The organism is Stenotrophomonas sp. YJH_SMC_64, from assembly GCF_059371375.1.
The window spans coordinates 62,307-88,552 of sequence record NZ_JCAFUN010000004.1; the positions used below are offsets into that span (position 1 = coordinate 62,307).

At 63.5% G+C, this 26,246-nt stretch carries 29 protein-coding genes; 20 read left to right on the forward strand and 9 right to left on the reverse strand.

The window, feature by feature from the left end; genetic code table 11:
• Positions 1-57 precede the first annotated feature (57 nt).
• From AC5P9L_RS05040 to AC5P9L_RS05060, 5 genes are all read right to left on the reverse strand, one after another.
• A complete protein-coding gene (locus tag AC5P9L_RS05040) occupies positions 58-303 on the reverse strand; it encodes a hypothetical protein (RefSeq protein WP_024958240.1) in 246 nt (81 codons plus the stop codon).
• Positions 304-427: 124 nt separating this feature from the next.
• A complete protein-coding gene (locus tag AC5P9L_RS05045; protein WP_005410135.1) occupies positions 428-697 on the reverse strand; it encodes a hypothetical protein in 270 nt (89 codons plus the stop codon).
• An 86-nt stretch (positions 698-783) separates the two neighbouring features.
• Entirely contained in the window at positions 784-1,428 is a 645-nt protein-coding gene (locus AC5P9L_RS05050; RefSeq protein WP_049396608.1) for a hypothetical protein, read from the reverse strand.
• Positions 1,429-1,561: 133 nt separating this feature from the next.
• Entirely contained in the window at positions 1,562-2,038 is a 477-nt protein-coding gene (locus tag AC5P9L_RS05055; RefSeq protein ID WP_005410133.1) for a membrane protein, read from the reverse strand.
• A gap of 94 nt (positions 2,039-2,132) precedes the next feature.
• The gene (locus AC5P9L_RS05060; protein ID WP_060380630.1) at positions 2,133-3,371 is read right to left on the reverse strand and encodes an NADH:flavin oxidoreductase/NADH oxidase family protein; all 1,239 of its coding nucleotides are present in this window, start codon (positions 3,369-3,371) and stop codon (positions 2,133-2,135) included.
• A gap of 89 nt (positions 3,372-3,460) precedes the next feature.
• Here AC5P9L_RS05060 and AC5P9L_RS05065 point away from each other — a divergent pair, with 89 nt between their 5' ends.
• Positions 3,461-3,940, forward strand: a complete 480-nt coding sequence (locus tag AC5P9L_RS05065; RefSeq protein WP_005410131.1) for a MerR family transcriptional regulator — start codon at positions 3,461-3,463, stop codon at positions 3,938-3,940.
• A 16-nt stretch (positions 3,941-3,956) separates the two neighbouring features.
• On the opposite strand, the gene AC5P9L_RS05070 is transcribed toward AC5P9L_RS05065, so the two are convergent.
• Positions 3,957-5,168, reverse strand: a complete 1,212-nt coding sequence (locus AC5P9L_RS05070) for an MFS transporter (protein ID WP_005410130.1) — start codon at positions 5,166-5,168, stop codon at positions 3,957-3,959.
• 125 nt (positions 5,169-5,293) lie between these two features.
• The gene (locus AC5P9L_RS05075) at positions 5,294-5,713 is read right to left on the reverse strand and encodes an HD domain-containing protein (protein ID WP_043034643.1); all 420 of its coding nucleotides are present in this window, start codon (positions 5,711-5,713) and stop codon (positions 5,294-5,296) included.
• 130 nt (positions 5,714-5,843) lie between these two features.
• Here AC5P9L_RS05075 and AC5P9L_RS05080 point away from each other — a divergent pair, with 130 nt between their 5' ends.
• From AC5P9L_RS05080 to AC5P9L_RS05170, 19 genes are all read left to right on the forward strand, one after another.
• Positions 5,844-6,101 (forward strand): hypothetical protein, encoded by a 258-nt coding sequence (locus AC5P9L_RS05080; protein ID WP_005410128.1) that lies wholly within the window; start codon positions 5,844-5,846, stop codon positions 6,099-6,101.
• Positions 6,102-6,137: 36 nt separating this feature from the next.
• Positions 6,138-7,817: a type IV secretory system conjugative DNA transfer family protein gene (locus tag AC5P9L_RS05085; RefSeq protein ID WP_005410127.1), complete on the forward strand. Its 1,680-nt coding sequence runs from the start codon at positions 6,138-6,140 to the stop codon at positions 7,815-7,817.
• Positions 7,818-8,241: 424 nt separating this feature from the next.
• On the forward strand, positions 8,242-8,688 hold the full coding sequence (locus AC5P9L_RS05090) for a hypothetical protein (RefSeq protein WP_012480646.1): 447 nt from the start codon (positions 8,242-8,244) through the stop codon (positions 8,686-8,688).
• An 89-nt stretch (positions 8,689-8,777) separates the two neighbouring features.
• Positions 8,778-9,824: a VirB8 family type IV secretion system protein gene (locus AC5P9L_RS05095; protein WP_043034645.1), complete on the forward strand. Its 1,047-nt coding sequence runs from the start codon at positions 8,778-8,780 to the stop codon at positions 9,822-9,824.
• Complete coding sequence (locus AC5P9L_RS05100; RefSeq protein ID WP_012480644.1) at positions 9,821-10,600, forward strand: TrbG/VirB9 family P-type conjugative transfer protein; 780 nt, start codon at positions 9,821-9,823, stop codon at positions 10,598-10,600. The genes AC5P9L_RS05095 and AC5P9L_RS05100 overlap by 4 nt, the downstream gene beginning before the upstream one ends.
• Positions 10,597-11,850 carry a TrbI/VirB10 family protein gene (locus tag AC5P9L_RS05105; protein WP_099473713.1) on the forward strand — a complete coding sequence of 418 codons (1,254 nt, stop codon included), beginning with the start codon at positions 10,597-10,599 and terminating at the stop codon, positions 11,848-11,850. Before AC5P9L_RS05100 ends, AC5P9L_RS05105 begins: the two co-directional genes overlap by 4 nt.
• 14 nt (positions 11,851-11,864) lie before the next feature.
• On the forward strand, positions 11,865-12,908 hold the full coding sequence (gene virB11, locus AC5P9L_RS05110; RefSeq protein WP_012480642.1) for a P-type DNA transfer ATPase VirB11: 1,044 nt from the start codon (positions 11,865-11,867) through the stop codon (positions 12,906-12,908).
• Positions 12,909-12,911: 3 nt separating this feature from the next.
• Positions 12,912-13,877, forward strand: a complete 966-nt coding sequence (locus AC5P9L_RS05115) for a lytic transglycosylase domain-containing protein (RefSeq protein ID WP_024958422.1) — start codon at positions 12,912-12,914, stop codon at positions 13,875-13,877.
• 73 nt (positions 13,878-13,950) lie between these two features.
• Positions 13,951-14,370, forward strand: a complete 420-nt coding sequence (locus tag AC5P9L_RS05120) for a TrbC/VirB2 family protein (protein ID WP_012480640.1) — start codon at positions 13,951-13,953, stop codon at positions 14,368-14,370.
• Positions 14,363-14,671: a VirB3 family type IV secretion system protein gene (locus AC5P9L_RS05125; RefSeq protein WP_012480639.1), complete on the forward strand. Its 309-nt coding sequence runs from the start codon at positions 14,363-14,365 to the stop codon at positions 14,669-14,671. The genes AC5P9L_RS05120 and AC5P9L_RS05125 overlap by 8 nt, the downstream gene beginning before the upstream one ends.
• A gap of 84 nt (positions 14,672-14,755) precedes the next feature.
• The gene (locus tag AC5P9L_RS05130; RefSeq protein ID WP_024958424.1) at positions 14,756-17,203 is read left to right on the forward strand and encodes a VirB4 family type IV secretion/conjugal transfer ATPase; all 2,448 of its coding nucleotides are present in this window, start codon (positions 14,756-14,758) and stop codon (positions 17,201-17,203) included.
• Between the two features lie 24 nt (positions 17,204-17,227).
• On the forward strand, positions 17,228-18,055 hold the full coding sequence (locus AC5P9L_RS05135; RefSeq protein ID WP_024958425.1) for a hypothetical protein: 828 nt from the start codon (positions 17,228-17,230) through the stop codon (positions 18,053-18,055).
• Positions 18,056-18,129: 74 nt separating this feature from the next.
• On the forward strand, positions 18,130-19,287 hold the full coding sequence (locus AC5P9L_RS05140) for a TrbL/VirB6 family protein (protein WP_012480636.1): 1,158 nt from the start codon (positions 18,130-18,132) through the stop codon (positions 19,285-19,287).
• An 11-nt stretch (positions 19,288-19,298) separates the two neighbouring features.
• Complete coding sequence (locus AC5P9L_RS05145) at positions 19,299-19,817, forward strand: DUF4189 domain-containing protein (RefSeq protein ID WP_043034651.1); 519 nt, start codon at positions 19,299-19,301, stop codon at positions 19,815-19,817.
• Positions 19,818-19,849: 32 nt separating this feature from the next.
• Complete coding sequence (locus tag AC5P9L_RS05150) at positions 19,850-20,230, forward strand: DUF4189 domain-containing protein (protein WP_077684470.1); 381 nt, start codon at positions 19,850-19,852, stop codon at positions 20,228-20,230.
• A gap of 312 nt (positions 20,231-20,542) precedes the next feature.
• Positions 20,543-21,094 carry a DUF4189 domain-containing protein gene (locus AC5P9L_RS05155; RefSeq protein ID WP_012480633.1) on the forward strand — a complete coding sequence of 184 codons (552 nt, stop codon included), beginning with the start codon at positions 20,543-20,545 and terminating at the stop codon, positions 21,092-21,094.
• Positions 21,095-21,411: 317 nt separating this feature from the next.
• Positions 21,412-21,948, forward strand: a complete 537-nt coding sequence (locus tag AC5P9L_RS05160; protein ID WP_005410114.1) for a hypothetical protein — start codon at positions 21,412-21,414, stop codon at positions 21,946-21,948.
• 57 nt (positions 21,949-22,005) lie between these two features.
• Positions 22,006-23,010: an XVIPCD domain-containing protein gene (locus tag AC5P9L_RS05165; RefSeq protein WP_099473709.1), complete on the forward strand. Its 1,005-nt coding sequence runs from the start codon at positions 22,006-22,008 to the stop codon at positions 23,008-23,010.
• A 97-nt stretch (positions 23,011-23,107) separates the two neighbouring features.
• Positions 23,108-24,208, forward strand: coding sequence for a hypothetical protein (locus AC5P9L_RS05170; RefSeq protein WP_099473707.1), 1,101 nt, complete (start codon positions 23,108-23,110; stop codon positions 24,206-24,208).
• Between the two features lie 49 nt (positions 24,209-24,257).
• On the opposite strand, the gene AC5P9L_RS05175 is transcribed toward AC5P9L_RS05170, so the two are convergent.
• Both AC5P9L_RS05175 and AC5P9L_RS05180 read right to left on the reverse strand, forming a co-directional pair.
• Positions 24,258-25,586: an XVIPCD domain-containing protein gene (locus tag AC5P9L_RS05175; RefSeq protein WP_099473705.1), complete on the reverse strand. Its 1,329-nt coding sequence runs from the start codon at positions 25,584-25,586 to the stop codon at positions 24,258-24,260.
• Positions 25,583-26,236 (reverse strand): hypothetical protein, encoded by a 654-nt coding sequence (locus tag AC5P9L_RS05180; protein WP_005413833.1) that lies wholly within the window; start codon positions 26,234-26,236, stop codon positions 25,583-25,585. The genes AC5P9L_RS05175 and AC5P9L_RS05180 overlap by 4 nt, the downstream gene beginning before the upstream one ends.
• Between the last annotated feature and the right edge of the window lie 10 nt (positions 26,237-26,246).

The window sequence follows — 26,246 nt, forward strand, 5'->3', positions numbered from 1 at the left end:
CCGATCGTGACGGGCTGGTCATCCGCATGCATTGGAACGATCAAGATGCCCGGCGGATCAGAGATCCTTCTTCTTGCCGCTCAGGTCGATCGGCCTGTCACTGCCCTTGCGCTCGCTCGACCACACTTCCATGCTCTTGTTGCAGCGGCTCTCGCGGGCAGCCACTTCGGGCGGCAGGTCCTTCAGATGCGGCGACTCCTGGCAGGCCTGGTGCATGTTGCTGTCGTCATACGTGGCACAGGCGCTGAGCGTGGCCAGGGCAAAGGCGGTGAGGGAGGCGCGAAGCAGGGGCTGCAGGATCATGGGGAGTCTCGGGTGGTGCCGGGCTGGCCATGGAATTCAAATCCGTGACCCCGGGCACGAGCAATCCGTCCAACCGCACTTGTTATTCTGTAACAGATGCGCGATAGTCCGGCGCCTGCTGCTGTCAGGCGACGCAGATCATCAGGATCATGCTCAGCGCCAGCATCAGCACGAATACGCGCCGGCTCAGCGCAAGGCAGGCCAGGCAGGCGGCCAGTGCCCAGGCAGCCAGCAGCGCGCAGGCCAGCAGCCACAGCCCGATCACGATCAAGGATCCGGTCGCCAGCGCCGACAACGCGATGGCCTTGTACAGAGCCACGCCCAACACGCTGCCGAGCACGCCCGCCTGCAGGGCGATGGCATCGTGATGTGCGGGGGCAGGCGCGTGGAGCATGGTGGCTGGATGGTTCCAAGCGTGAGCGGCGCGCGTACTGTGCCCGAACATACATCCACGCCATGTGTACTTCGCCGACGGCGCGATCAGTGACGGCGGCGCGACAGCAATAGCCCAATGCCCACCACGGGCGCGATCCCAAGGATCGGTGCTTTGTACAACGGCCAGCCATGCAGTACGCCCGTGATCACCAGTGCCGCCGTCGCCAGCAACAGGCCCGCACCCCAAACGCGTGCGGGCCAGGCACCGAAGAAGTGGCGACGTTGCGGAGCCGCGGCAGCGTTGGCGGGCCGATCTGCGAGCGCCTCTGCCAGTGCGTCCCGGAAGGTTGGGAAATCATGCATCGATGCCCGCGTGCGCTGCAGCAGCACGCTCGGTCCATCGATCAGGATCAGATCGACATGATCGTCCAGGTTGTAGGACCGGATCTGCTTGAACGGGAGAGGAGGACGGTGCTGGAATACCAGACGATCCTGTTCCAGTACCACCCGGTCCCGTTGTGGGGAATAGACAACGAAGCCGAGAATCAGCGGCGACAGCGTGAAAATCGCTGCCGCGCCCAGTGCCGGAAGCGGCCCAAGTTCGGGTGCGACGGCAAACAGGAGTATTGCCAGTGGTCCGGCTCCGGCGGCAACGATGGCGTACTGGTGATAGCGCCTGAAGATGCGTACTTCGCTGCCGATTTTCCGCGGCCGGGCGGGGAGACGGGAGCGGGCGGTGGGTGACTTCATGGACTGCGTTCGATCACGGCTTTCCGGCAAGAAAGCGTGGCGTCGCGTTGCAATGAAGTCCATACAACTATTTCGAATCCACCCTTGCTGGACCCCTGTGTGAGTCCTCGTGCGCCTTCGCCCACGCATCTGCTCAGTCGAACTCGCCCTCGGCCGATTCCAACCGCTGCCGGTACGCCGCCCGATGCTGGTACAGGCGCTGGCACTCGGCGGACCGGTGGATCCGGCTGGCCGGTTCGTTGGCCACGGCGTCGCACATCCTTGCGATGTGGTTGTTGGACGCCAGTTCTGTCACGAAGAACACGGCGGTGATGCCGGTACCCAGCAGCACGACATAGAGCAGGCGGCTGAGCCAGCGCGTGCGCTTGCGCTCGAAGTGCTGCTGGAGGGTCAGGTCGAAGCGGATGATGCTGAGCACGATCCAGATGATCGCGACCAGGAAGCAGAGCGTGGGCAGCAGGCCTCGCCAGAGTCCTGCTTCGTACACCGACTCGCTGTAGTGAACTGCTGCCCCGGCACCTGCGATGGCGATCGCCAGCGCCCAGTTACGTCCCAGCGAGAGCAGGTCATCGAGCAGCTTCTCCCGGTTCCTGGTCGATCCTGCTGCCACGTGGGTTCCGTCTCCATGCTGTGACCGGCGGCGGAACTGCCGCCGATCCTGCAGATGGTGGAGCATCGCTGCGGCGATGAGAAGACCGCGCGGCTCAGTGTGCGAGGGCGCGGGCGCCGATCCAGCGCCGGTAGCGGCGGGTCCGACACTTTGCGGCCGCCTGTGCCAGCAGCAGGGCCCATACTGGTGAAACGGTGGGTGCGGTGGGGCGGCGCCGGCTCAACCGGCCCAGCTGATACTTCACTGCGGCCATGTGCGCACTGGCCGCCAGCGGCTTGCTGCGCCAGTTGATGTCGCGCAGTGTCGGCACCGGATCGCGGCCCTGCTGCCAGTGCTGCGGCAGATCCGGCTCGATCGCCAGCGCGGTGGCGATGCCGACCATGGCCACGCCGCTGGCCAGCACCTGCTCTGCCACTTCGCGGCGGCGGATGCCGCCGGTGACCATCAGCGGCATCCTTGCCACCGTGGCGATCTCGCGCGCGAATTCGAGGAAGTACGCCTCGCGGGCCACGCTGCGCTGGTCGCGTGCGGCGCCGGTCATGGCCGGTGCTTCATAGCTGCCGCCGGACAGTTCGACCAGATCCACGCCGAGGGGCGCCAGCATCTCGACCACGTCGCGCGCGTCCTCGGGCGAGAAGCCGCCGCGCTGGAAATCGGCGGAGTTGAGCTTCACCGCCACCACGAACGTGGGCGCCACCGTCGCGCGCACACCCTGCACGATCTCCAGCAGCAGGCGCGCACGGTTCTGCAGGCTGCCACCCCAGCGGTCATCGCGGCGGTTCGACAGCGGCGACAGGAACTGGCTGAGCAGGTAGCCGTGCGCGGCATGGATCTCCACGCCGCTGAAACCGGCGCGCTCGGCCAGCTCGGCACTGCGGATGAAGCGGGCGATCACGTCTTCAATATCCGCCTCGGTCATCGCCCGCGGCGGCGCGAACTGTTTGGACAGTGCGCCCATGTCCAAGGGGACCGCCGAAGGCGCCAATGCCGGCTGGCCGAGCGCGGCCGGCATCTGCCGCCCGGGGTGGTTGATCTGCATCCACATCTGCACCCCGCGCGAGCGCGCGGTGTCGGCCCAGGCGATGAAACGCTCCAGGTGGCGATCGTCCTCCAGCACCACGCCGCCGGGGCCGGTCATGGCGCGGCTATCAACCATCACGTTGCCGGTGATGATCAGTCCGGCGCCGCCGTCGGCCCAGCGCTGGTACAACTGCAGCAGCGCTTCGGAGGGGGCGTGGTCGGCGTCGGCCATGTTCTCCTCCATCGCCGCCTTGGCGATGCGGTTGCGGATGAGGGCGCCGGAAGGCAGCGCCAGGGGCGAGAACAGCGACATGGGACAGCTCCAGGACAGGGGAATGGCGCTACGCTAACCTTCAAGTTTTATTGAAGGTCAATGGGTTCCGATGTCGAGGATTCAGGCAGATGAAGATCGGTGAGCTGGCCCGCCGCACGGGCCTGGCGGCGTCACGCATCCGCTTCTATGAGGAGGCAGGGTTGCTGGTCGTCCAGCGGCAGGCCAACGGCTACCGCGACTACCCGGAGCAGGCGGTGCTGCTGCTGGAGCTGATTACCGGTGCGCAGCGCGCCGGCTTCAGCCTGGAGGAGATACGCGCCTTGCTGCCACCGGACATGGGCCAGTGGCAGCACGACGCATTGATCTCGATGCTGCAGCAGAAGGTGGCCGACATCGAGGCGCTGCAGTTGCGGCTGGCAGAGAGCCGGGCGCACCTGCTGGCCCTGATCGAGGACATCCAGGCGCGGCCGGAGGGCATCGACTGCGCGGCCAACTCGCGGCGGGTGCTGGAGCGCGTCAAGCGCGGTGAGCTGGCGCGCCCGACACTTGCGGCCGGCGATACGGCGTTGCTGCGGCCGGATCGCCGCCGCCGCGCGGGCAGCAGCTGACAATCCGGCGCGAAGGTCAGTGACTGCCCACGCCGGCTGTCTTGCGCTTCCTGTCCAGCATCACCGCCACGCACCACAGCAGCAGGCCGCCGATGGCGGTGGCGGCACCGACATAGCCAGTGCTGGCCGGGCTGAAGCCGGCACTGATCGCCATGCCACCCAGCCACGGGCCGAGTGCATTGGCGGTATTGAAGGCGGCATGGTTGGAGGCGGCGGCCAGGGTCTGTGCTTCGCCGGCCACGTCCATCAGGCGCGTCTGCAATACTGCGGCCAGCGCGCCCATGGTGCCGACGGTAATGATCATCGGGCCGATGGTCCACACCGACTGCGCGGCCAGCGGATACAGCAGCAGCATCACGATCGACCACAGCAGCACCACGGCGGCGGCCTTGAAGTGGAACTTGTCCACCAGCCAGCCACCGGCGATGTTGCCGATGATCGCGCCGATGCCGAACACGCCCACCGCCAGCGGCATCCACGATTCGGCCACGCCGGTGACCTGCACCAGGGTCGGTGCCAGGTAGGTGAACACGCAGAACATGCCGGCGAAGCCAACGGCGCCGATCGCCAGCGCCAGCCACACCTGGGTGGTGTTGAAGGCGCGCAGTTCGCGCATCGGCGAGGTACGGACCTCGTCCGGGTCCGGCAGCAGGAAGCGCGCGATCATCGCCACGGTGGCGATGGCCAGCACGCTGACCAGGGCAAAGGCGGTGCGCCAGCTCAGCTGCTGGCCCAGCCAGGTGGTCAGCGGATTGCCGACCAGGATCGCGATCGACAGGCCCAGCAACACGCGCGACATCGCCTGGCCGCGCTGGCCGGCCGGGCTGATCGCGGCGGCAACCAGCATCGCCACGCCGAAGTAGGCGCCATGCGGCAGGCCGGCGACGAAACGCGCAATGAGCATCGTGCCGTAGTTCGGCGCCAGTGCGCTGGCCAGGTTGCCGACGGCATAGAAGCCCATCAGTGCCAGCAGCAGCTTGCGGCGAGGGAAGCTGGCGCCGACGAAGGCGAGGATCGGGGCGCCGACGACCACGCCGATGGCGTAGGCGCTGATCAGGTGGCCGACCTGGGTTTCGGAAATCGACAGGCCGCGGCTGATCTCCAGCATCAGGCCCATGCTGGCGAATTCACTGGTGCCGATGGCGAAGCCGCCCAGCGACAAGGCAAGGATGATCAGGGTGCGCTGACGGGGCGTCAGCCGCGCAGCCAGGGAAGAGTTGGGGCTCATGCGGGGCGCGATGGGGGCGGGGAGCCGGTCATTGTACTGCTGCACCGCAACAAGGGCAGCAGCACTCAGGGTAAATCAGCGTTTGATCGGTGACACGTTCGCCCACCCGCCATCGCGCGGCGCGATCAGATGCCCAGCGCTGCCCGGGCGTGCGCATACTTGCCGCGCAGGCGCCCGGCCGTCGCCGCGTCGAGCATCGCCAGGCGCTGCGGATCGGCGTTGTCATCCAGATCGGCCTGCTTCACCTTCAGTGCCAGCGGGTGGGCGGCAATGCGCGCGTAGTAGCTGTCCGCGTCGGGGGCCGCGTCGCGGTTGAGCAGGTGGACCGCCTCGCGCAGCGGGGCGGGAAAGACCTCGATCCGTGCGGCAAACGCCGGGCAGTCTTCGGCTACGTCATGCAGCCAGGCCACCACTTCGGCGTCATCGTCGCCGCGCACCGCGGCCGCCACCCGCGCCACATGGCAGATGTAAGGCTGGCCGGCCTTGTCCGTCTGGCCCGTGTGGGCCTCGGTGGCCAGCGTGCGTGCAAGTGCTACCCAGTCCATTGCAATCTCCTTGGATATCCGCAGACAGTTTCGCGCAGAAGCCGTAGCGCTTGTGCATACGCCGATGACACTGCGATGGGCATCATGGCGGGGCAGGGGACGCAGTGTTGCCCCGACAAGGAGGAATGCGATGCAGGAATTCAGGCATGTGCTGGAAACCCGTGGCCGCTATCAGCTGGTAGCAGTGTCCTACGAGCCGGTGTACGCTCCGGGCGATGTGGTCGGCCATGCGGTCGTCGCCGACGATGGGGATCGTCTGACCGACCTGGTATCACTGGCCGAAGCGCGCCAACTGCTGTTGCAGCGGGTGCGTGAAGAGGGCGAAGAGCCCGGGCTGGAGAACGAAAACAACCTGCGGAAGAAGGCGTCGCGCTGGCGCCGCCGCTAGGCCGTCGCGCCCTCGTGCGCATCATGGAGGATTCGGGTGTTGCCCAGTAAGAAGTATCTGCTCATCGCCATCGTCACGCTGGCGACCCTGCTGCTTGGTTTCGTGTTTTCCGGCTACCTGACCCTGTTGTTCCTGGGGTTGGACACCAAGCTGTTCACCTGGAACACGTACTACCAGTACTACCACGCCATCGGCCAGCCGCAGGTTGCGCCGTTCGTGGGCAAGATCAAGTGGGCCGGCTACGTGGGCTTCGGCCTGCCGCTGCTGGTCCTGCTGGTGACCGGTCTGGTGCTGCTGCTGAAGAAGGACAAGCGCTCGCTGCATGGCGACGCGCGCTTCGCCACCGGCGCCGACCTGTCCAGGCATGGCATGTTCAAGAAGACCGGCCAGAGCATCGTGGTCGGCAGCCATGGCGGCAAACTGGTGCGGCTGGATGGCCAGCAGTTCGTGATTCTTGCGGCACCCACCCGTTCAGGCAAGGGCGTGGGCGTGGTCATCCCGAACCTGCTGGAATACGGCGAATCGCTGGTGGTGCTGGACATCAAGCAGGAGAACTTCGACCTGACCAGCGGCTGGCGCGCCAGCCAGGGCCAGGAGATCTACCTGTTCAATCCCTTCGCCGAGGATCGGCGCACGCACCGCTGGAACCCGCTCAGCTATGTCTCCGATGATCCGGCATTCCGGGTGTCGGACCTGATGAGCATCGCCGCGATGCTGTATCCGGACGGCGCCGAGGACCAGAAGTTCTGGGTCAGCCAGGCGCGCAACGCGTTCATGGCCTTCACCCTGTATCTGTTCGAAAACTGGGACGACGAGCGCAGCAGTGGCTTCCCGGGCGGCTCGGGCACGCCGACGCTGGGTTCTGTCTACCGGTTGTCATCCGGCGATGGCACCGATCTGAAGAAGTACCTCAAGGCCTTGTCGGAGCGTTCGTTCCTCAGTGGCAACGCGCGTTCGGCGTTCGCCAACATGCTGTCCCAGGCCGACGAGACGTTCGCCTCGATCCTGGGCACCTTCAAGGAACCGCTCAATCCCTGGATCAACCCGGTGCTGGACAAGGCCACCAGCAGCAACGACTTCCTGCTGACCGACGTGCGCAAGAAGAAGATGACCATCTACATCGGCATCCAGCCGAACAAGCTGGCCGAGAGCCGGCTGATCATCAACCTGTTCTTCAGCCAGCTGATCAACCTCAACACCAAGGAACTGCCCAAGTCCAACCCGGACCTGAAGTACCAGTGCCTGCTGCTGATGGACGAATTCACCTCGATCGGCAAGGTCGAGATCATCGCCTCGGCGGTGTCCTACATGGCCGGTTACAACATCCGCCTGCTGCCGATCATCCAGAGCATGTCCCAGCTCGATGCCACCTACGGCCGGGAAGTCTCGCGCACGATCATCACCAACCACGCGCTGCAGATCCTGTACGCGCCGCGCGAGCAGCAGGACGCCAACGACTATTCGGACATGCTGGGCTACACCACCATCCGCAAGAAGAACGTCACGCACGCCCGCGAGAAGACCCACAGCTTCACCGAGGAGCGGCGGGCACTGATGCTGCCGCAGGAGCTGAAGGCGATGGGGCCGGACAAGGAAGTGTTCCTGTACGAGGGCATACCGCATCCGGTGAAGTGCGACAAGATCCGCTACTACAAGGATCGCTACTTCACCTCGCGGCTGCTGCCGAAAGTCGACGTTCCAATGCTTAACGTCTAATTCACGTCGTTAAATTTGTGACGTAGATTCATATTCACTGACGTGAAAACGTGAGTTGAGTCAAGAATTCGGCATTTGTTCATAGATTTTCAGACTTGTCTGACATGGAATTGACGCGTGGTTGTGCGACCCTGTGCATGCCGTTCAGAAATGTGTGATGGATGGCAGATGTTGTAGAGCAGGGTGGCCAGGAGTTTGTGCCATGAAACATGGATGGTTTCGACGTTGGTGAGGTATGCGGGTGTGTCGCCGGGAGTGTCTGGCGGCCCCGCGACTTGGTTGGCAGCCGTTGGCTGCAGGGGAGCCGGAGTGGGTGTGCTGCCAGTCAGTGCGTCGCTCCGATTCCGGCGTGCGCGACGCAGCGCCGGACGACCAGGGGACCAATGCTCGGGACTGCTTTTTCGTACGTCAAAGTGAAGCCCGTATGAATCAGGCGTTTATCGCGAAAATGTCCATCGCCGCAGTGGCGGCGTTGATGGTGGCCGGTTGCGCCACCAAGTCCGCTCCCGATTTCGGAGGCCGCTGGAAGCCGGTGAACCGCTTTGCTGCGGCAACCACCGAGATCCCGCTGTACTCCAGCTACGTCTACCAAGCCTCGCCGATGGATGGCACGCTCAAAGCCATGCTCGAGCGCTGGGCCAAGGATTCCGGACGCACGCTGGATTACCGCCTGAGCTCGGACTTCACCCTGTACGGCGCGGTTTCCAACATCGACACCACCAACGCTCAGCAGGCCGTGATCGATCTGACGGCGGCCTATGCAGCGCAGGGCATCTCCGTCTCCATCGTTGGCAACCAGATCGTTGTGCAGAGCGCTGGCTCGACGCCGACCGCGTCGGCACAGGGCGCTGATTCCAACAGCGGCACCTGAGTCCACCTCGAAATCATCGAACGTGCCGCTCCCCGCGCCTGTCGCAGGGGTGCCACGCCCATTGATGTTTCAGCAGTACGGAAGAATCCATGTTCCGCAAGAAGGATCCCGGCAATAGTCCCAAGGTCGAGCAGTCGGTCGCCAAGGCGGTCAGCTACGAGATCACCGTGGCCGACATGGCGCGTCGCAGTGAGCGCCGTGCCTGGTGGGTCGCCACCGGCTCATTGCTGATGTCGCTGGCACTGGCTGGCGGCTACTACTACATGCTGCCGCTGAAGGAGAAGGTGCCGTTCCTGGTGATGGCTGATGCCTACACGGGTACCGCCACGGTGGCGCGCCTGAGGGGCACGTTCCAGGGCGAGACGATCACCACCAATGAAGCGGTCAACCGCAGCAATGTCGCCCAGTACGTGCTGGCGCGCGAGTCGTACGACTCCGCGGTGATGGGGTTGCGCGACTGGGAGCTGGTGTTCGTCATGTCCAGTGATGCCGTGGCCGCAAGCATGAAGCAGCGCTATGCCAGCAATAATCCGCAGAATCCGTTCGTGATGTACGGCCGGGGCAAGGCGATCAGGGTCAAGATCCTCAGCATCACCCCGCTGGGCGTGCAGGCGAACGGCAGCTTCCGTGGCGCGTCGGTGCGCATCCAGCGCAGCCTGCTCGACAAGCGCAGCGGTGCATCGACCTATCTGGACAACCAGTTGGTCACCATGCGCTTCCAGTACAACCAGAATCTGGCGCTCTCCGAACAGGACCGCGTGCTCAACCCATTGGCGTTCCAGGTCACGGAGTACCGTGTCGACAACGACTATGCGCGCGGCGTGCCCGTGCCGGATGACGGTGCCATGCAGCAGCAGGCCCAGGATGCCGCGCAACAGGCACAGCTCGCCGCACAGCAGGCGCAGGGCATGTACGTTCCGAACAATCCGGCCGCTGCCACCATGATCGATCCCGCCACCGGTCAGCCCGTCGCAGTGCCGGCCAATGGGCAGATGCAGCCGATGCAGGGTGCGCCCATGCAGGGGCAGCCGGTCCAGGGGCAGCCGATGCCGGGGCAGGGCGCGCCGGGACAGCCGGCAATGATGCCGGCACCGAACCATTCCACCGGAAATGCTGATGGAGCAAGCAACCGATGAGTAGTCGAAAAATCAGGGGAAGCGCGTGGGCGCTGCTGTCGTTGCTGTCGCTGGTGTTTTCCAGCGCGGCGATGGCACAGGCAGTTGACCACTACGAGTATGAGAAGGACCGCATCTACCCGGTTCGCACCGGCCTGGGCCTCACCACCCAGATCGAGCTGAGCCCGAACGAGAAGATCCTCGACTACAGCACCGGCTTCAGCAGCGGCTGGGAACTCACCCGTCGCGAGAACGTGTTCTATCTCAAGCCGAAGAACGTCGACGTCGACACCAACATGATGGTGCGTACCGAGACCCATTCGTACATTTTCGAGCTGAAGGTCGTTGCCACCGACTGGCGCCAGCTTGAGCAGGCCCGTCGCGCCGGCGTGCAGTACAAGATCGCATTCGTCTATCCGAATGACACTGTGTTTGGCCCTGCCCAGTCGGCGGTCGAGGAGGAGGCGCAGCCGCTGCTCAGTACCGAGCTGGCCAAGGATCGCCAATACAACTTCAACTACTCCTATTCGACCAGCAAGGCCAAGAAGATGGGATGGCTGGTCCCGGTCAACGCCTACGACGATGGCCGTTTCACCTATCTGAAACTGCCCAACTCGCCCGAGTACAAGACCGGTATCTTCCCGGCCGTATTCGGTCGCGAGAAGGAGTATGGCGAGGATTTCGTGGTCAACACCACGGTTGAGGGCAATACGCTGATCGTGCACGGGACGTACCCGTACCTGGTCATCCGCCACGGCGACTTCGTCGTCGGCCTGCGAAGGAACGTGAAGAAATGAGCCAGCAGAACACTCCCGAAAACGATCCGAATCCGTCTCCGTACGGACAGGGGCCTGCGGCTCAGGAGCCATCGGCGAACCCTTACTACGGGCACGCGCAGACAGAGGCGGCGCCGGATCTGGATGCCAGTGCCCCACAGCTTCGCTCTGCGGAAGAGCAGCGCTTGAACCGCAAGGCGCTGTTGTTCCTCGGCGGCATCCTGGTGTTGTTGCTGGCCATGGGCTTCCTGCTGCTGCGCAAGGGCAAGGAAGACGCTGAAGAAGCCAAGGCGCCGCCGCAGGTTGCACGTTCGAGCACCCCCGACCTGCCGATCATTGCACCCTCCGCGATTCGCGAGGCTGCCCGGGAAGCCGCCGAGCCCATTCCGATGCTGCCGCCACCGCCGCAGGAAACGATGGGCCCGACGTTCATTCCTCGTGCCGAACCCGAGCGCGAGGTCGAGCGTGGCCCGAGTCTGCTGGATCGCCGCATTGCCGGTAGTGGTGGCGCAGGCGTGGGCACGGGCGACGCTGGCGGCCAGGCCGCAGCAGGGGACAACGACGATCCCTACATGCAGGCCACGTTGGCTGCGCTGCAGGCGCAGAACGGCAATGCTCCGCCGGCCAAGGTGCGCCGCGGGCCTGATGTGGAGGATGTGTCCAATGCTTCCTACATCCGGAGCCCCGACGCGCTGCTGGTGCGTGGCACCTATCTGCGTTGTGTACTCGAGACCCGCATCATCACCGATCTTGCAGGTTATACGTCGTGCCTGTTGACCGAGCCGGTCTACTCGATCAACGGCCGCAGCCTGCTGCTGCCCAAGGGGTCCAAGATCTATGGTGCGTACGGTGGCGGTCCCAAGGGCAAGCGCGTGGAAGTGATCTGGGATCGCATCACCACGCCCAATGGCATCGACGTGGCCATGTCCAGCCCGGGCGTGGATCAGCTGGGTGGTGCCGGTCATCCTGGCCAGTACAGCGCGCACTGGGGTAGTCGCATTGCGTCGGCGTTGATGATCAGCCTGATCGCCGACGCCTTCAAGTACGCCGCAGCCGAACATGGCCCAGAGTCGACGACGGTTTCCAGCAATGGTTTCGCCGTTCGTTCGCCCTATGAAAGCGCCACCGCGCGCACGATGGAGCGTCTCGCCAACGAAGCCCTCACCAGTTCGAATCGCCCGCCGACTGTCACCATCAACCAGGGCACCATCGTGAACGTCTACGTCGCCAAGGACGTTGACTTCACCAACGTGCTCAACCCGCGCCGGTAACCCGAAGAACAACCATGGACGCCGAAGTGTCACCCCTCGCCCTCGTTTCCAGCGATTTCCTGCGCTATCAGTACGAAGTGCTGGGCATCGCCGAGTACATGACATCCCCGGAAGTGACGGAAATCTGCATCAACCGTCCCGGTGAGCTGTACCTGGAAACCCGGGCCGGGTGGCAGCGGGTGGACGTGCCGGGCCTGACCTTCGAGCGGGCCCGGCAGTTCTGCACCGCCGTAGTGAACGAAAGCAACACCGGCCAGCGCATCACCGATGCCGATCCGGTGGTGTCGCTCACGTTCCCCACCGGCCAGCGTGCGCAGTTCGTGATTCCACCTGCCTGTGATGCCGGCAAGGTTTCGATCACGATCCGCCTGCCGTCCAAGCACACCAAGTCGCTCACCCAGTACCACGAGGATGGTTTCTTCAACCAGATCCTGGAACAGGATGGCAGTCTGAGCGAGCAGGACCGCGAGCTGCTGGAACTGCGCCAGCAGCGCGAGTACGCAGAATTCTTCCGTCGTGCGGTGATGTACCGCAAGAACATCGTGGTCTCCGGTGCGACCGGTAGCGGCAAGACCACCTTCATGAAAGCGCTGGTCAATCATATCCCGGACAACGAGCGCCTGGTCACGATCGAGGACGCACGCGAGCTGTTTCTGACCCAACCCAATGTGGTGCACCTGCTGTACTCCAAGGGCGGGCAGAGCACCAGCAATGTCAGCGCAAAGAGTTGCATGGAAGCCTGCCTGCGCATGAAGCCAGAACGCATCATCCTGGCCGAGCTGCGCGGTGACGAGGCGTTCTACTTCATCCGCAACTGCGCATCGGGCCACCCGGGCTCGATCACCAGTTGCCATGCCGGTAGCCCGGAGCAGACCTGGGATCAGCTGGCGCTGATGGTGAAGGCCTCGGCCGAGGGTTCGGGCCTGGAGTTCAACGTGATCAAGCGACTGTTGATGATGACCATCGACATCGTCGTGCATATCAAGGCGCATGCCGGCTCGCGCTACATCACCGGCATCGACTTCAATCCTGGGCGTGCCCAGGGGCAGGAGGGCTGACCAATGCTGCCAGGACTGGAAATGATGGCGTGCCCGGAAATGGCCGTCTCGATGGACGTGATGCAGCACGTCATCAACGTGGAATCGTCGCGCAACCCCTATGCCATCGGCGTGGTCGGCGGCGCCCTGGTGCGCCAGCCCAAGGCCCTCGACGAGGCGCTGGCCACCGTTCGCATGCTGGAGGAGAAGGGCTACAACTTCTCCATTGGCCTGGCCCAGGTCAACCGTTACAACCTGGGCAAGTACGGGCTGGATTCCTACGAGAAGGCCTTCCAGCAGTGCCCGAACCTGCAGGCTGGTTCGCGCATCCTCGCCGATTGCTACAAGCGCTCCGGTGGTGACTGGGGCAAGTCGTTCAGCTGCTACTACTCGGGCAACTTCGAGACCGGCTTCCGTCACGGGTACGTGCAGAAGATCTATGACTCGATCCGCCGCGGTCAGCAGGTCGCAAGCAACGGCGTCGCGCCGATTGACGTGGTCAGCCGCGGCGAGCGTCGGGTGGTCAGGGTCGAACATCATCCGCAGACGGCCTCGCCGGCCCAGGCACGCATCGTCGCCCAGGCCAGTGCGCCGGTGTACGTGCCGTCCAATGACCCGGCCCGGGCCTACACCGTTTACCCATCCACCGGTGCGATGGCCCGCGGCAGCCTGCTGAACATCGCCGACCAGGCGGTATCGCGCGTGGTGCTGGGCTCGGTCGATCGAATGATGCAGCCACAGGCACAGGGTGGAAACGACATGCCGCAGCAGGCTCCACAGCCGTATCAGCAGCCTGGTGCGGCGCAGGGCGGGGCCGCCATGCCGCAACAGCTTCCCGGGATGGCTGCCGGGGCGAACGCGCCGGTGATGCTGCGCCCGTGGAATGAGCGTAACGCGCCGGCAGCGGACACCCAGAATTTCTACAACGCACCGGCGCCCCGTGCGCCGGTGCAGCAGATTCCCGCAGGGGATGCGGCCTTCGTGTTCTGACGAAGTCGTGGTGCGACCGGTCCCCCGGCTGGTCGATTCAGTTGTGTTAGTCCATCAACAAGGAAATCAATCCATGAAGCGATTCAATCTCGACCTCGTCCAGGCCCAGCGCACGCTGAAGACCATGCTGATGGCCGTCGCATTCGCCGGTGCTGTGTTCGCTCCGCAGGCCCTGGCCGGCACTGACTTCGGTGGCACCGATGGCAAGGTCTGCGGCTTCTTCTCCAACATCAACGGTCTGCTGAACATGGCCTCGATCGCCGTGGTCACGATCGCCGTGATCTTCGCCGGTTACCAGATTGCGTTTGCCCACAAGCGCATCGGTGACGTGGCCCCGATCCTCATCGGCGGTGTGCTGATCGGCGCGGCAGGCCAGATCGCGCGCATGCTGCTCGGCAAGGAGGCTGGCAGCTGCGAAAAGGTCGGTGGTGGCGACGGCGCTGGCATGGCGTTTGAAATGATCAAGCACGCCGTCCAGTACTACAGTGCATAAGAACGTCCTGTTCCGGGGATGCACGCGCCCAGCGATGTTCCTGGGCGTTCCCTACCTGCCATTTTTCATGGTGGCGGGTGGGTTGTTGCTGCTGAGCATGTACACGAACTTCTGGTTTCTGCTGACCATCCCGGTGGCCATCTTCATCATGCGGCAGATGGCCAAGCGTGACGAGATGATCTTCCGCCTGCTGGGCCTGCGCCTGATGTTCAAGCTCAAGGTGCGCAACGTGCAGGAGCATGATGGCATGTGGGTGTTCAACCCGAATCACTACCGCAACAAGCCAGCCCCCAGGGATTGAGGGCTGGATCCGGCCAGGCGGGCGTTGAGCGCCCGCCTGGCCAACTCCGCATCTTTGTCGGCAGTACCTTTTGGAAGCAGTCGTATGTTCAACCCAGATACCTCCATCAGCGAATTCATCCCCTTGTCGTCGCACGTGGCTCCGAATGTGGTGAAGACCACGGGCGGCGACTACCTGTTGACGTGGCACCTGGAAGGGCTGCCGTTCGTGGGGCGCGAAGAATGGGAGCTTGAGCATCGGCACAACACCTTCAACCGGTTGCTGCAGACGCTGCGCGCGCCGGATTTCGTCAACGTTGCCTTCTGGGTGCATGACATCCGGCGCCGTCGCACCCTGAAGGGAAAGAGCTACTACAAGCAGCGCTTCAACCAGGATGTGTCCGACCAGTACATGGGCATGCTGTCCTCCCAGCGCATCATGCAGAACGAGCTGTACCTGACGATGATCTATCGTCCGGTGGTGGCGGGAAAGCGCTTCGTGGAGAAGTCCGCGAACGTGGACAAGCTGCGCGCCGAGCAGGAGCAGGCCGTCGAGAAGCTGATGGAGCTCGCCGGCAACGTCGAAGCTGTGATCCGCGACTACGCGCCTTACCGGCTCGGTATGTACGAAGCCAAGAACGGCGTGGTGTTTTCCGAAACGCTTGAGCTGTTCGGCTACCTGATCAACCGCATCGATGAGCCGGTACCGGTGCTGTCGGCGCCTGTGAAAGACTATCTTCCGGTCAGCCGTCATATGTTCTCGGCCAAGACCGGCGATTTCGTGATCAATACGCCCAATGGCGTCAACCATTTCGGCGCGATCCTGAATATCAAGGAATATGCCGAGGGCACCTATCCGGGCATCCTCAATGGTCTGAAGTATCTGGACTACGAGTACGTCATCACCCATTCGTTCAGCCCGATGGGACGCCAGGACGCATTGAAGGTGCTGGACCGGACCAAGGGCATGATGATCTCCTCGGGCGACAAGGCGGTCAGTCAGATCGTCGAACTCGACCAGGCGATGGATCATCTGTCGTCAGGCAACTTCGTGCTGGGCGAATACCACTTCATCATCGCGGTGTATGGCGACAGCCAGGCGAAGCTGTCGCAGAACGTGGCCTCGACCCGTGCCGAGCTGTCCAACGCCGGTTTCGTGTCGACCAAGGAGGATCTGGCAGTCACCTCGTCGTTCTATTCGCAGCTGCCGGCCAACTGGCGCTTCCGCACGCGGCTGGCCAACGTCAGCTCGCTGAATTTCCTCGGCCTGTCGCCGCTGCACAACTTCGCCACCGGCAAGCAGCACAACAACCCGTGGGGCGACTGCGTGACCACGCTGCAGACCACCAACGGTCAGCCGTATTACTTCAATTTCCATGCCACCCATCCATCCGAGAATTCGCTGGGTGAGAAGGCGATCGCCAACACCATGGTGATCGGCAAGTCCGGTACCGGCAAGACCGCGCTGATCAACTTCCTGCTCAGCCAGGTTCAGAAGTACGAGCCGTCACCGACCATCTTCTTCTTCGACAAGGACCGTGGTGCGGAGATCTTCGTGCGTGCCTGCGGTGGCAATTATCTGGCCCTGGAGAACGGTGCGCCGACTGGCTTCAACCCGTTCCAGTGCGAGAACAACGAAGCGAACGTGCAGTTCCTGGCCGACCTGATCAAGGTGCTGGCCGGCAAGCGCGAGTACAGCGCCCGCGAGGAAGAGGACATCTACCGTGCGGTGGAGAGCATGCTCGATACGCCGATGCATCTGCGCAGCATGACCAACTTCCAGAAGAGCCTGCCCAACATGGGCGACGACGGCCTCTATGCGCGCATGCGCCGTTGGACTTCGGGCAATTCGCTGGGTTGGGTCTTCGACAATCCGATCGATACGGTGGATCTGAGCAAGGCCAACATCATCGGCTTCGACTACACCGACATCATCGACAATCCCGAAGTGCGCGTGCCGGTCATCAATTACCTGCTGCACCGCCTGGAATCGCTGATCGACGGTCGACCGCTGATCTATGTGATGGACGAATTCTGGAAGATCCTGGACGGCGAGGGTGGCCTGAAGGAGTTCGCGAAGAACAAGCAGAAGACCATCCGTAAGCAGAACGGCCTGGGCATCTTCGCCACGCAGAGCCCGGAAGACGCGCTGAAGAGTGATATCTCCGCTGCCCTGATCGAGCAGACCGCCACGCTCATCCTGCTGCCGAACCCGAACGCCAGCAAGAGCGACTACATGGATGGCCTGAAGTTGACCGAGGCGGAGTTCAAGGTGGTCACGGCACTGGACGAGCGCTCGCGCTGCTTCCTGGTCAAGCAGGGCCATGCTTCCAGTGTCTGCCAGCTCAACCTGCGTGGCATGGACGACATCCTGTCGGTGATCTCGGCCTCGACCGACAACATCGACATCATGCATCGGGTGCTGCAGACGGCTGCAGTCCGCAATCGGATCACCGTGGACGAACTCACGCCGGAACAGTGGCTGGAGGACTTCTACAAGAACCGAAAGGGCTCTGGTAAAGCCAAGGCCTCTGCCGAAACCGATGCGGCTTGAAAGCCCTGGATCAGACAGCGCCGAATGAAATCCATTCCCCTGGAGAAGAACATGAGCATGACATCCCGAAATCACAAGCGCCACCGCGGTCTGCGTCAGAAGCGCCTGGCAGCCATCCTGCTGGGGAGCATGGTCATGTTCTCCACCACGTCGGTTTCGGCCGGTGGTTACCCTGTCTTCGACCTCAGTAATCTCATGCAGGCACTGAAGGACTTTGCCCAAGGGAAGGCGCAAATGAAGGCTGACGGGCTGGAGTACGCGGCTCAGGTAACTCGGTGGAGAAGGACGTTCCAGGAGTACCAAAATGCGCTTGTCCAGATCCAGGGCATGATCAACAACTTCGGCTTGCCGCCAGGCGCCACATTGGAGCGGGTTCCAGACGACTATATGGTCGCCGACCTCTGCCGTACGTCGGCGGGCTTCAGCGCTGGCAGCCTGCTGAAGAAGTTTGTGCTGGATACCTCCGGTGATCTCTACGCGCAGCAGCAGCAGCTGTGCGTCAACATCCAGATGATGGAAAACCGGAAGCGCAACGAGACGGTGGATTTCATCGAGAAGACCATTCCCAGCATCAACGCGTCGTTGTCTGAGATCATGGGCTGGCGAGGCGGCGCCGATGGCAATCTTGCGGGAACTCTTTCGGCCGTGAACAGTGACTCCCTGCGTACGGCAAACGATATTTCCAAGCTGCAGCAGGAGTGGGAGGCGCGCATGCGGTCCTACGACGCCTATCAGGAGTCAATGATGGCCAATCAGCGCGTGCTGGCGCGCGTGGCATTGAAGGGCAAGCCGGGCGTCATCTCGCAGCTGGTCAAGACGGCCGCATTGGAACGCGCTTTGCACGTCGACTGACGCCGCTTGGGGCAGGTGCATAGGCACCCGCTCCACGAGGTTGTCCGGTAGGGATACATCAAGGGATTGCGGAAATGATCAGGTCGATTGCCAATTTTGATTTCAATGGCGGATTCCAGGATTTGATGGGGCACGTTGCACGTGTCCAATCGATCGGGGATTTCGTGTTCTTCAAGTTCATCTTCGACTTCCTGCGAAGCAAGATAAACAAGTTCGGCATCGACATGATGGGGGAAATGATGCAGTGGGTCGGCGGCATCGCCCTCACGCTCATGACCCTGTGGGTGCTGGTGCAGGGCTTCCGCATCGTGACCGGCCGCAGCCGGGACTCAATGATGGTGCTGGTGACCAATATGGCGCGTGCGGCGTTGATCGTCAGCGCGGCCACCACGATGGGCGCTTTCGGCACCAACCTTCAGAGCTTCCTCACCCACGACGTCAAGGCAGAAATCACGAAGGTCGTGACAGGCTCGAACGAGTCACCCGAAGCTCAGATCGACAAGAGCCTGGCATGGATGCAGGTGGCGCTTTCCAGTATCGACGCCATCCAGATCATGAATGACGGGGAGCTGCTGGAGGACAAGAAGCGGGCACTGTTCTTCATCGGCATGGGCACCGCAGGTCCAGCCATCACCGCTGGTGCGATGCTGATGCTGTATGAAATCGCCATGGCGCTGTTCATCGGCTTTGGCCCCCTGTTCATCCTCTGCCTGTTGTTCGACCAGACCAAGCAGTTGTTCCAACGTTGGCTGTTCTACGGCATTGGCACGATGTTCTCCATGGCCGTACTTGCAGCGATGGTTTCCATCGCACTGGACATGGTGGTACGTGTGGCGGCCACTTTCTGGACCACAGCGCTGGTGCAGGAATTCATCCTCAAGGAAAGCATGTCCGACGGCATGACCAGCCAGGCAATGCAGCAGGGAGGCATGGGCCTGATCCTCACCGCGTTGATCCTGACTACACCCCCAATGGCAGCGATGTTCTTCCAGGGTACCCTGGGCACCTTCATGGCATATTCGCAGATAGGCGGTGGTGCAAGTGCCTCGCCGAGTGCCGATGGTCGTCCGCCGGGCATGTCGGCTCCGCCGCCGGCGGCTCCGGAGTCGTCTTCTGGCTCAAACTCCCATGGTCAGCAGTCGGCGATGGGGAAGATGTTTGATGGAACCGGAGGCCCGGGTTCAGCGGTTCCCGGTCAGCGTGGTGCGGCAAATCCGAGTCATGGAAACTAGAGATTCAGTTGATGAACGTAAGCGCCTCTCTAAAGCATCTGTGCTTGTCCCTGATCCTACTGGGCTCTGTGCACGTCAGTTCGGCGTTCGCTGAAGGGCGCTGCCCTCCGGGTCAGTACCCGATTGGCGACCAAGGCGTTGGTGGCTGCGCACCCATACCCGGCGCGGCTCAGAGCGCCCCGCAGGAGAATCCCGGGTATTGGGTCAAGACATGGGGTGCTGTCGCCAGCTCGCCTGGAGGAGATGCAGGTTCGGCCACTGGGCATCAGGCCAAGGCTTCGGCAGAGCGCCAAGCGGTCGAGCGATGCCGGCAGGGCGGAGCTACCGACTGCACAGTCGTTTTTACCTACTACAACCAGTGCTATGCGGTTGTCCGGGCTGCACGACCGGACAATGGCATGAGATTCAACACCGGGGCGACGAAAGAACAGGCGCAGGAGCGGGCAATCAAGGACTGCAAGGATTTGGGAAGTCAGGCTTGCTCCGTTTTCCATTCTGACTGTACCAAGCCGTTCTTCCAGCAAGACTGATCGGTTGTGACATCACACGGAGATTCAAGGCAATGGCCGACTTCAAATCTCTGCGTGGTGATTCAGCTTTCGTGATTTCTGCTCTGCTGTTCGCTGCATTACTTGTTGCCAGCAACGCCAGTGCCGAGGGCCGATGCCCGTCCGGCCAGTACCCCATCGGCGATCAAGGGGTTGGTGGGTGCGCCCCGATTCCTGGGGCAGGGGTAACTGCCCGCGAACCCGGGCCCGCGGGTCAGTGGCATAAGACGTGGGGGGCAATTGCGTCGTCCGACGCGACCGCAGATGCCGGTGTTGCGACGGGCCGGCCGAGCAAGGAGAACGCGGAGCAGTTTGCTCTGGCAGACTACGGTAGGCGCGGTGCTTCCGATTGCCGAGTCATCTACACGTATAGAAACCAGTGCGTTGCATGGTAGGTTCCCAATAGCCAGGGCGGGGCTTCCCGCGCCGGTTTTGCCAGCGCCAAGGACTCCGCCGAAGCGCGGAAGTTTGCCCAGCAGTCGTGCGTCGACACCGATGGAAAGGCGTGTCAGGTTGCATACGAGGACTGTACGAAGCCGGTCTATGAGTCATTCTGACCCGTTGATCGGATTGTCGGACTGGTAGTCAGCGCAACTCGCGATGGCGGCGGAAAGCTTCATGTGTTTGGGCGCAGCTCCGTTTGTTCTCTTGGCTCCAGCATCGACAGTGGGCAACGATCGTCCGCTCAGGTCATCCCACCCCTCACAATGGGCAGCAAAGGAATGGGTCTCCCCATGAAACGAATCCACCTCGCTTTTCTCCCGTGCCTGCTGATTGCAGGCCTGCTGCCGTTCACCGCGCTTGCCGAAGGCAATTGCCCGCAGGGCATGTATCCCATCGGTGGCCAGGGTGTACAGGGCTGTGCGCCCATTCCGGTGAGCAGCTCAGGCTCCCCGTACAACAATCGCCCCAACTGGGCGCAGACCGTGCGTGGCGTGGCGATGGATGCCCGCGGCGACACCTTCATCAGCAACTCGATGCGCTCGCGGGGCAAGGCCAAGCGTGCATCCATGAAGGAGTGCAAGGAGTTCGGGAAAGGCGAATGTACGTTGGCGACCCTGTTCCAGGCGCAATGCGTGGCGGTCGCCCACGCGGGCCTGGGCACTGAAACCACCAGCGTCGCCACCGCCATGTCCGAACAGGGAGCGGTCATTGTCGCGATGCAGCAATGCAACGCGAAGGCGGCATGGAAGCAGCTGCCGCAGGGACAATGCGGGATCGCCAGAACGGCCTGCACGGCGGATCTGTTCATTAGGTAAGGCGCCATTCACGCTAAGCCCCGTTTTCTGTGATCAATTCCGCTTTTCGATTTCCTCGCACTTCGACGCGGCAGAACGCCTCGCGGTAAGCTCCCCACGCGTCATGAAAATGACGCGCCAGTGCCGCCGAATGCAGGGGTTCTTCCGTCCAATGAGGACGCTGTCAGCCCCTGCGTCGGGTGACGCTCGCCATCATCGCGGTCTTGCCGTACGCAAGGCTATGATTCCTGTCCGCGCAGGCGCGGATAAGCCGGAACGCGTTCCGGCTGGGCAGGGAGGCGGGTATCGGCATGACCACATTGAAGGAGTGGGAGGGGATGGAAGACAGGGTTGGCGCACACATGGACGATGCCCTGGCATTTGTTCCGTCCGGTGCGAACCTGCTGGAAGCCGTAAGGGGCGAACTCAACGGCGATGGCATCGAGTATCAGCTGCTGGTCATCGACCAGCCGACGCCGGAAGGGCTGGTGCCCGGCCAGCACGGGCCAAACCGGGTGCTGCTGTTGCTGCGCGGTGATGGGCGCGGGCGCTGGCAGCTGGCCGCGCGCAACGACAAGCTGGTGCCGTGTTCCACCCGAGGTGGCCTGGCCGGCGACCCTTTTGCGTATGCAATGGTCGAGAAGGGCACCTTCAGCGTGATCACCAACGGCGGTAGCCGCGAGCGCTGGAGCAGCACCTACCGGTTCCGCTATGCGCCCGCGGACAAGGCCTGCTGGGTTGACGGGGTGAGACGCAAGGTCGTGGATATCGAGACCGAAGCGACCAACATCCGGGATTACTCGGCGGCGGAGCTGGGCAGGGTGAGGTTCGAGGACTTCGACCCATCCAGTGTTGCCGAGGTGTCGCTTCCATGAGCCAAGCTCCAACCGGCGGAAGGGAATCCGCGCTGATGAAGATTCAGGAGTTGCACTGTGTCGACCGATAGAGAGTCGCAGCTGCTGCGACAGGCGACCAAAGCCGGCATCGACTCCCCGCTTGAACTGGCCAATTTCATGGCCCAGGCAGGGCACGAGTCGCGCGGCTTGAGCCGGCTCAACGAGAGCTTCAACTTCACCCGGGGAATCTCGCAGATCCCGGTGGAGGCTGCGTGGCGCAATGGCAACGCCGCGTTGGAGAGCGCCCGCCAGGAAGCGCTGCGTGGTCGCCCGGAAAACCTGGCTGAGTTGATGTACGGCGGGCGCATGGGCAACGACGCGCCTGGTGACGCGCTGAAGTACCACGGCCGCGGCTATCTGCCATTGGTCGGCAAGGAGAATTACGAGCGTGCCGGCAAGGCGCTGGATCTGGACCTGGTGAATCACCCGGAGCTGGCAGCGCAGCCCGAGCACGCAGGCCGTATTGCCGTATGGCAGTGGCAGACACGGGTGCCGGAGGGGGCGCGCCACGATGTGCGCGAAGCAACTTATGCGCTCAACGGCGCGCTCAATGGCATCGAGGCGCGCCGGCAACGATTTGAGGTCTGGCAGCAGAAGTTGACGCCGGACGTGATGGCGCGACTGGATCGCGGCGAAGTCGGTGCGCCGGCGCAGACCGTTGCACGCGACATGTCGCATGCCGGTGAGCCCGGCAACGCATTGTTCGAGGATGCGCGCCAGCACCTGCGGCAGATGGGGCCGCAAAGTGGACTGCGCAGTGCACAGGAGCTCGACAATACCGCTGGCGCATTGGCGCTGGGGGCGCAGAAGGCCGGCCTGTCGCGCATCGATCATCTGCTGGCGGGCAACGACGGCCGTACGCTGTTTGCAGTGCAGGGCGCGCTGGGTGATCCGGCCATGCTGCGTGCGTCTGTTGACCGGGAGCAGGCCTCCCAGCAGCCACTGGCGCAGAGCAGCCAGCAGTTGGCGGCCAGCGTTGCGCAGCAGGATCCGACGGCCGCGCTCGCCCGCGAGCAGGAGCAGCGTTCCCGATCCCTGTAGCACTTGGTGCCGGCGGGCAGGGTGCCCGCTGGCGCTTTACGTACGACGCGTGGCGCCCTGTGGCGCCGACATGGAAACCCACCCGTAAGGACACCACATGCGAATCGTTCCCTTGAATGCCCTGCAGGCCGCCGCCCACTGCAATGCATCCGCGCGCCGCCTGCCGCCGCTCTGGCTGCTGTCACTTGGACTTGCCGCAGCCTCGGCACAGGCTCAGGAGACAGCGCCGCCCGTCGCGGAAACGCCCGCCGCGGCACAGGCGATCGCTGATGCGCCCGCAGGAACGGCACCGCCTGCTACCGCCGAGCCAACCGTTCCGGCGGTAGCACCCGCACCGCCCGCATTGGCCATCGTGCCATTGCCGCCCGAACGGGCGGCCGAGCGGGCGCTCGGTGCGCGCTGCCCGGTGGATCTGGCCGGGCGACTGGCGACCCAGGGCGACCTGCTGACCGGCGCCTGCCAGGGCACCATGCCGGCGCATCTGGCCGCTCTGCTGGTTGCGCTGCCCGAGCAGGACATCCACCTGCCGCGCAACTGGCGCGAGCGAGAGGTACAGCAGAAGGCCTGGTTCAAGGCGGTGCCTGGGTACGGCCAGCGCCCGGACTTCATCGTGCGGATGGGCGACGTCTGGGTGCGCTCGCTGGAAGGGCGCGACGCCGACAGCACGTTCTACCTGGTGTCCGCGCCGTTCACCTGCAGCGACCAGGTCGCCAACCGCGATGGCTACAGCGCGGAGCCGGTACGTGTGCCAGCGGGTAGCTGCCGCGAGGCCTATGTGGGCCAGCGTGTGTACCAGGTGCGTGGCGATGCGCCGCCGAGGGATGTTACCGCCGAAGCGATGCCGGCCATGCCACAGGTGACCGAGGCGGATCGCGCACGCCAGCTGGCGCGTGAGGGCAGGATCACGCTGGATCACAGCAAGCTGCAGTTCGGGCCGGCCATGCGTTGGTTCGTGCAGTATCCGGAGACGGTGCCGAAGGGTGGGGCGCGTGCGTTCAGTGACTGGAACCGCGAGCATCTTGCCTTCGTGGTCTGGACCGGCGATCGCTTCGAGTTGCGCGACAAGGTCCCGCGCAGCCAGTGGCCGTGTGATCCGGTCGCGCCGGGCGATCGCGCCTGCGGCGGCTTCCCGGATTCCGGGCCGGATCTGTTCGTGACCGCCAGTGCATCTGCGCCGGTCGCGGCCACCAGCCCCTGAGTCACGGTGCTGAGGCGGGAGCCGGAATGACCGGCTCCCGCGCTGTCCATCAGGCCTGCAGGCTGCGGGTCTGATGCTGCTGCTGTTCCAGCTGTTGGTCGCGCTCCAGCGCAAGGCGCTGGCCTGCAGCCTGCTGGTCGATGCGCTGGCTGCTATGTTCCAGCGGCGTGTTCATCGCCACTGCCGTATCCACCGACACGCGAAGGTGGGCGGGGTCACCGCCCTGGCCCTGCACGGCGAAGCTGCGCGAGGCATCGGCGTTCATCACCACTTCGTCGATGCGCTTGCCGCCTGCAGCGTGCATCTCCGCCGCCAGGCTGCCCGCCAGCTGCGTACTCATCACGTCCGGCACGCGGCCAACGCGCACGTCATGTGCGTGCACGCCGCGGATCGCGTCGTTGAACAGCGGGTTACCCAGGTGGTTGGCATCGTCCATGCGCAGCATGCTGGTGTGATGGCCATTCTTCTCCGCTTCGCGGCGTGCCGGTTCACCGGGCTGCAGCGGGCCGCGGATGTGGTCGTACAGATCGATGGCGCCGCCCGGGATGCCGCGTGCAGCGCGGGTGACGCCGCGACGCAGTGACTCGACGTCGTCGCGATACTCCTCGATCATCTTGGCGTTGTCTTTCGCCAGCTTCTGCGTTTCCGGGTGCTTCAGTACCGAGCCTTCGTTGAGGAAGTTGCCCAGCTTGTGCGCACCGAACGAGCTGGTGGCCGCGATGATCGGGCGGTCCGGAATCAGATCACGCAGGGCGTGATTGCTGAAGCCGTTTGCCGCGAGCGTCTTGATCTCGTCGGGCTTGGCATAGATGCGTACCTGGCCGAAATGCGGTGACGCGGCGCTGACCGGATCGGAGGCCATGACGTGGTTGATCATGGTGTTGCCGCCTTCCGGAATGCGATAGCTGAGGCTGACCGCGCCGTAGGCATTGAATGTCTCGCCCTTGACGTTGAAGTGGTGCGAGGTGATCTGGGCAAGAGCGCCGCCGAGGGAGTGACCGGTGACGGTGACCTGGGGCGCGGGCACACCGTTCAAGCGGGATTGAAGCGCGGCGCCTTCGAGCGTCCTCTGTGTCAAAGCAATCGCGTCAGGCGCCTGCACGTTGGTGCGCGCAACCACCATGCCGCCGTCGGTCAGAATCGCATCGCGAGCGATCTGCTCGGTGCCACGATGCGCAATGACGATCTCTTTGGTGTCTACGCGCTGATAGACGGTGCCCTGATAGCCGTTGAGACGATTGTTGACATGCTCAAGTATCTTGTACTCATGGCCGTTTAACGTGACTTTTTCTTCTTGGCCGGGTTCACGTCGGCCGACGGCCCGATCCTTGTAGGCGTCATTGGATAACGCGGCGTAGTCCTGAGAGGTGATGGTCACGGCGCGACCTCACTTGCGGAGAGGGTGATCGTAAACAGCTTGTCCTGCAGATCAGCGGCGTAGTTGCTGCGATCGGGCTCGCCACTGGCTGGGAAGTTGGGAACGCGATCTGCCTTCGGATAGACCAGATCCGGATAGTAGAGCGTATGGGCGCCACCTTCGGTCAGCGGCTTGGCGTCGACGAAGGTGAGGAAGCGGGTCTCTTCTTCGGCACCCGTCGCCTTCAGCATTGCCCCGGCACCGGTGAACTCCCACTTGCAGACGCCACGACCGTAGTAGTCCTCATCCAGCATGCGGTCCACATATAGCGTGCCGCGGTACTCGCCCTCAGCGACCTTGCGCAGCTCCACCGGTTCCTGGCTGGTGATACGTGCAGCTGTGCCGGTGGCCGGCTCGATGTGGCCGCACTGGTCTTCGTTGGTGACGTCGTACTGCGCTACGCCCTTGACCAGTGCGAAGTCGCCGGGTGCATCCTTGAGGCGCAATACCAGTTCATAGGCCTTGCGCGGGCTGGGGTTGAGCTTGGCGAGGCCGCGCCCACCCTGGGCGACATCGGCTTCAGCAGCGGCACGTTCCTGGTTCATGGCGGTCTCCGGGTTGCAGGCGGTCAATAGAAGCAGAGCAAGGCACGGAATCATCTTGTGGCGCAATGTCGGCCTC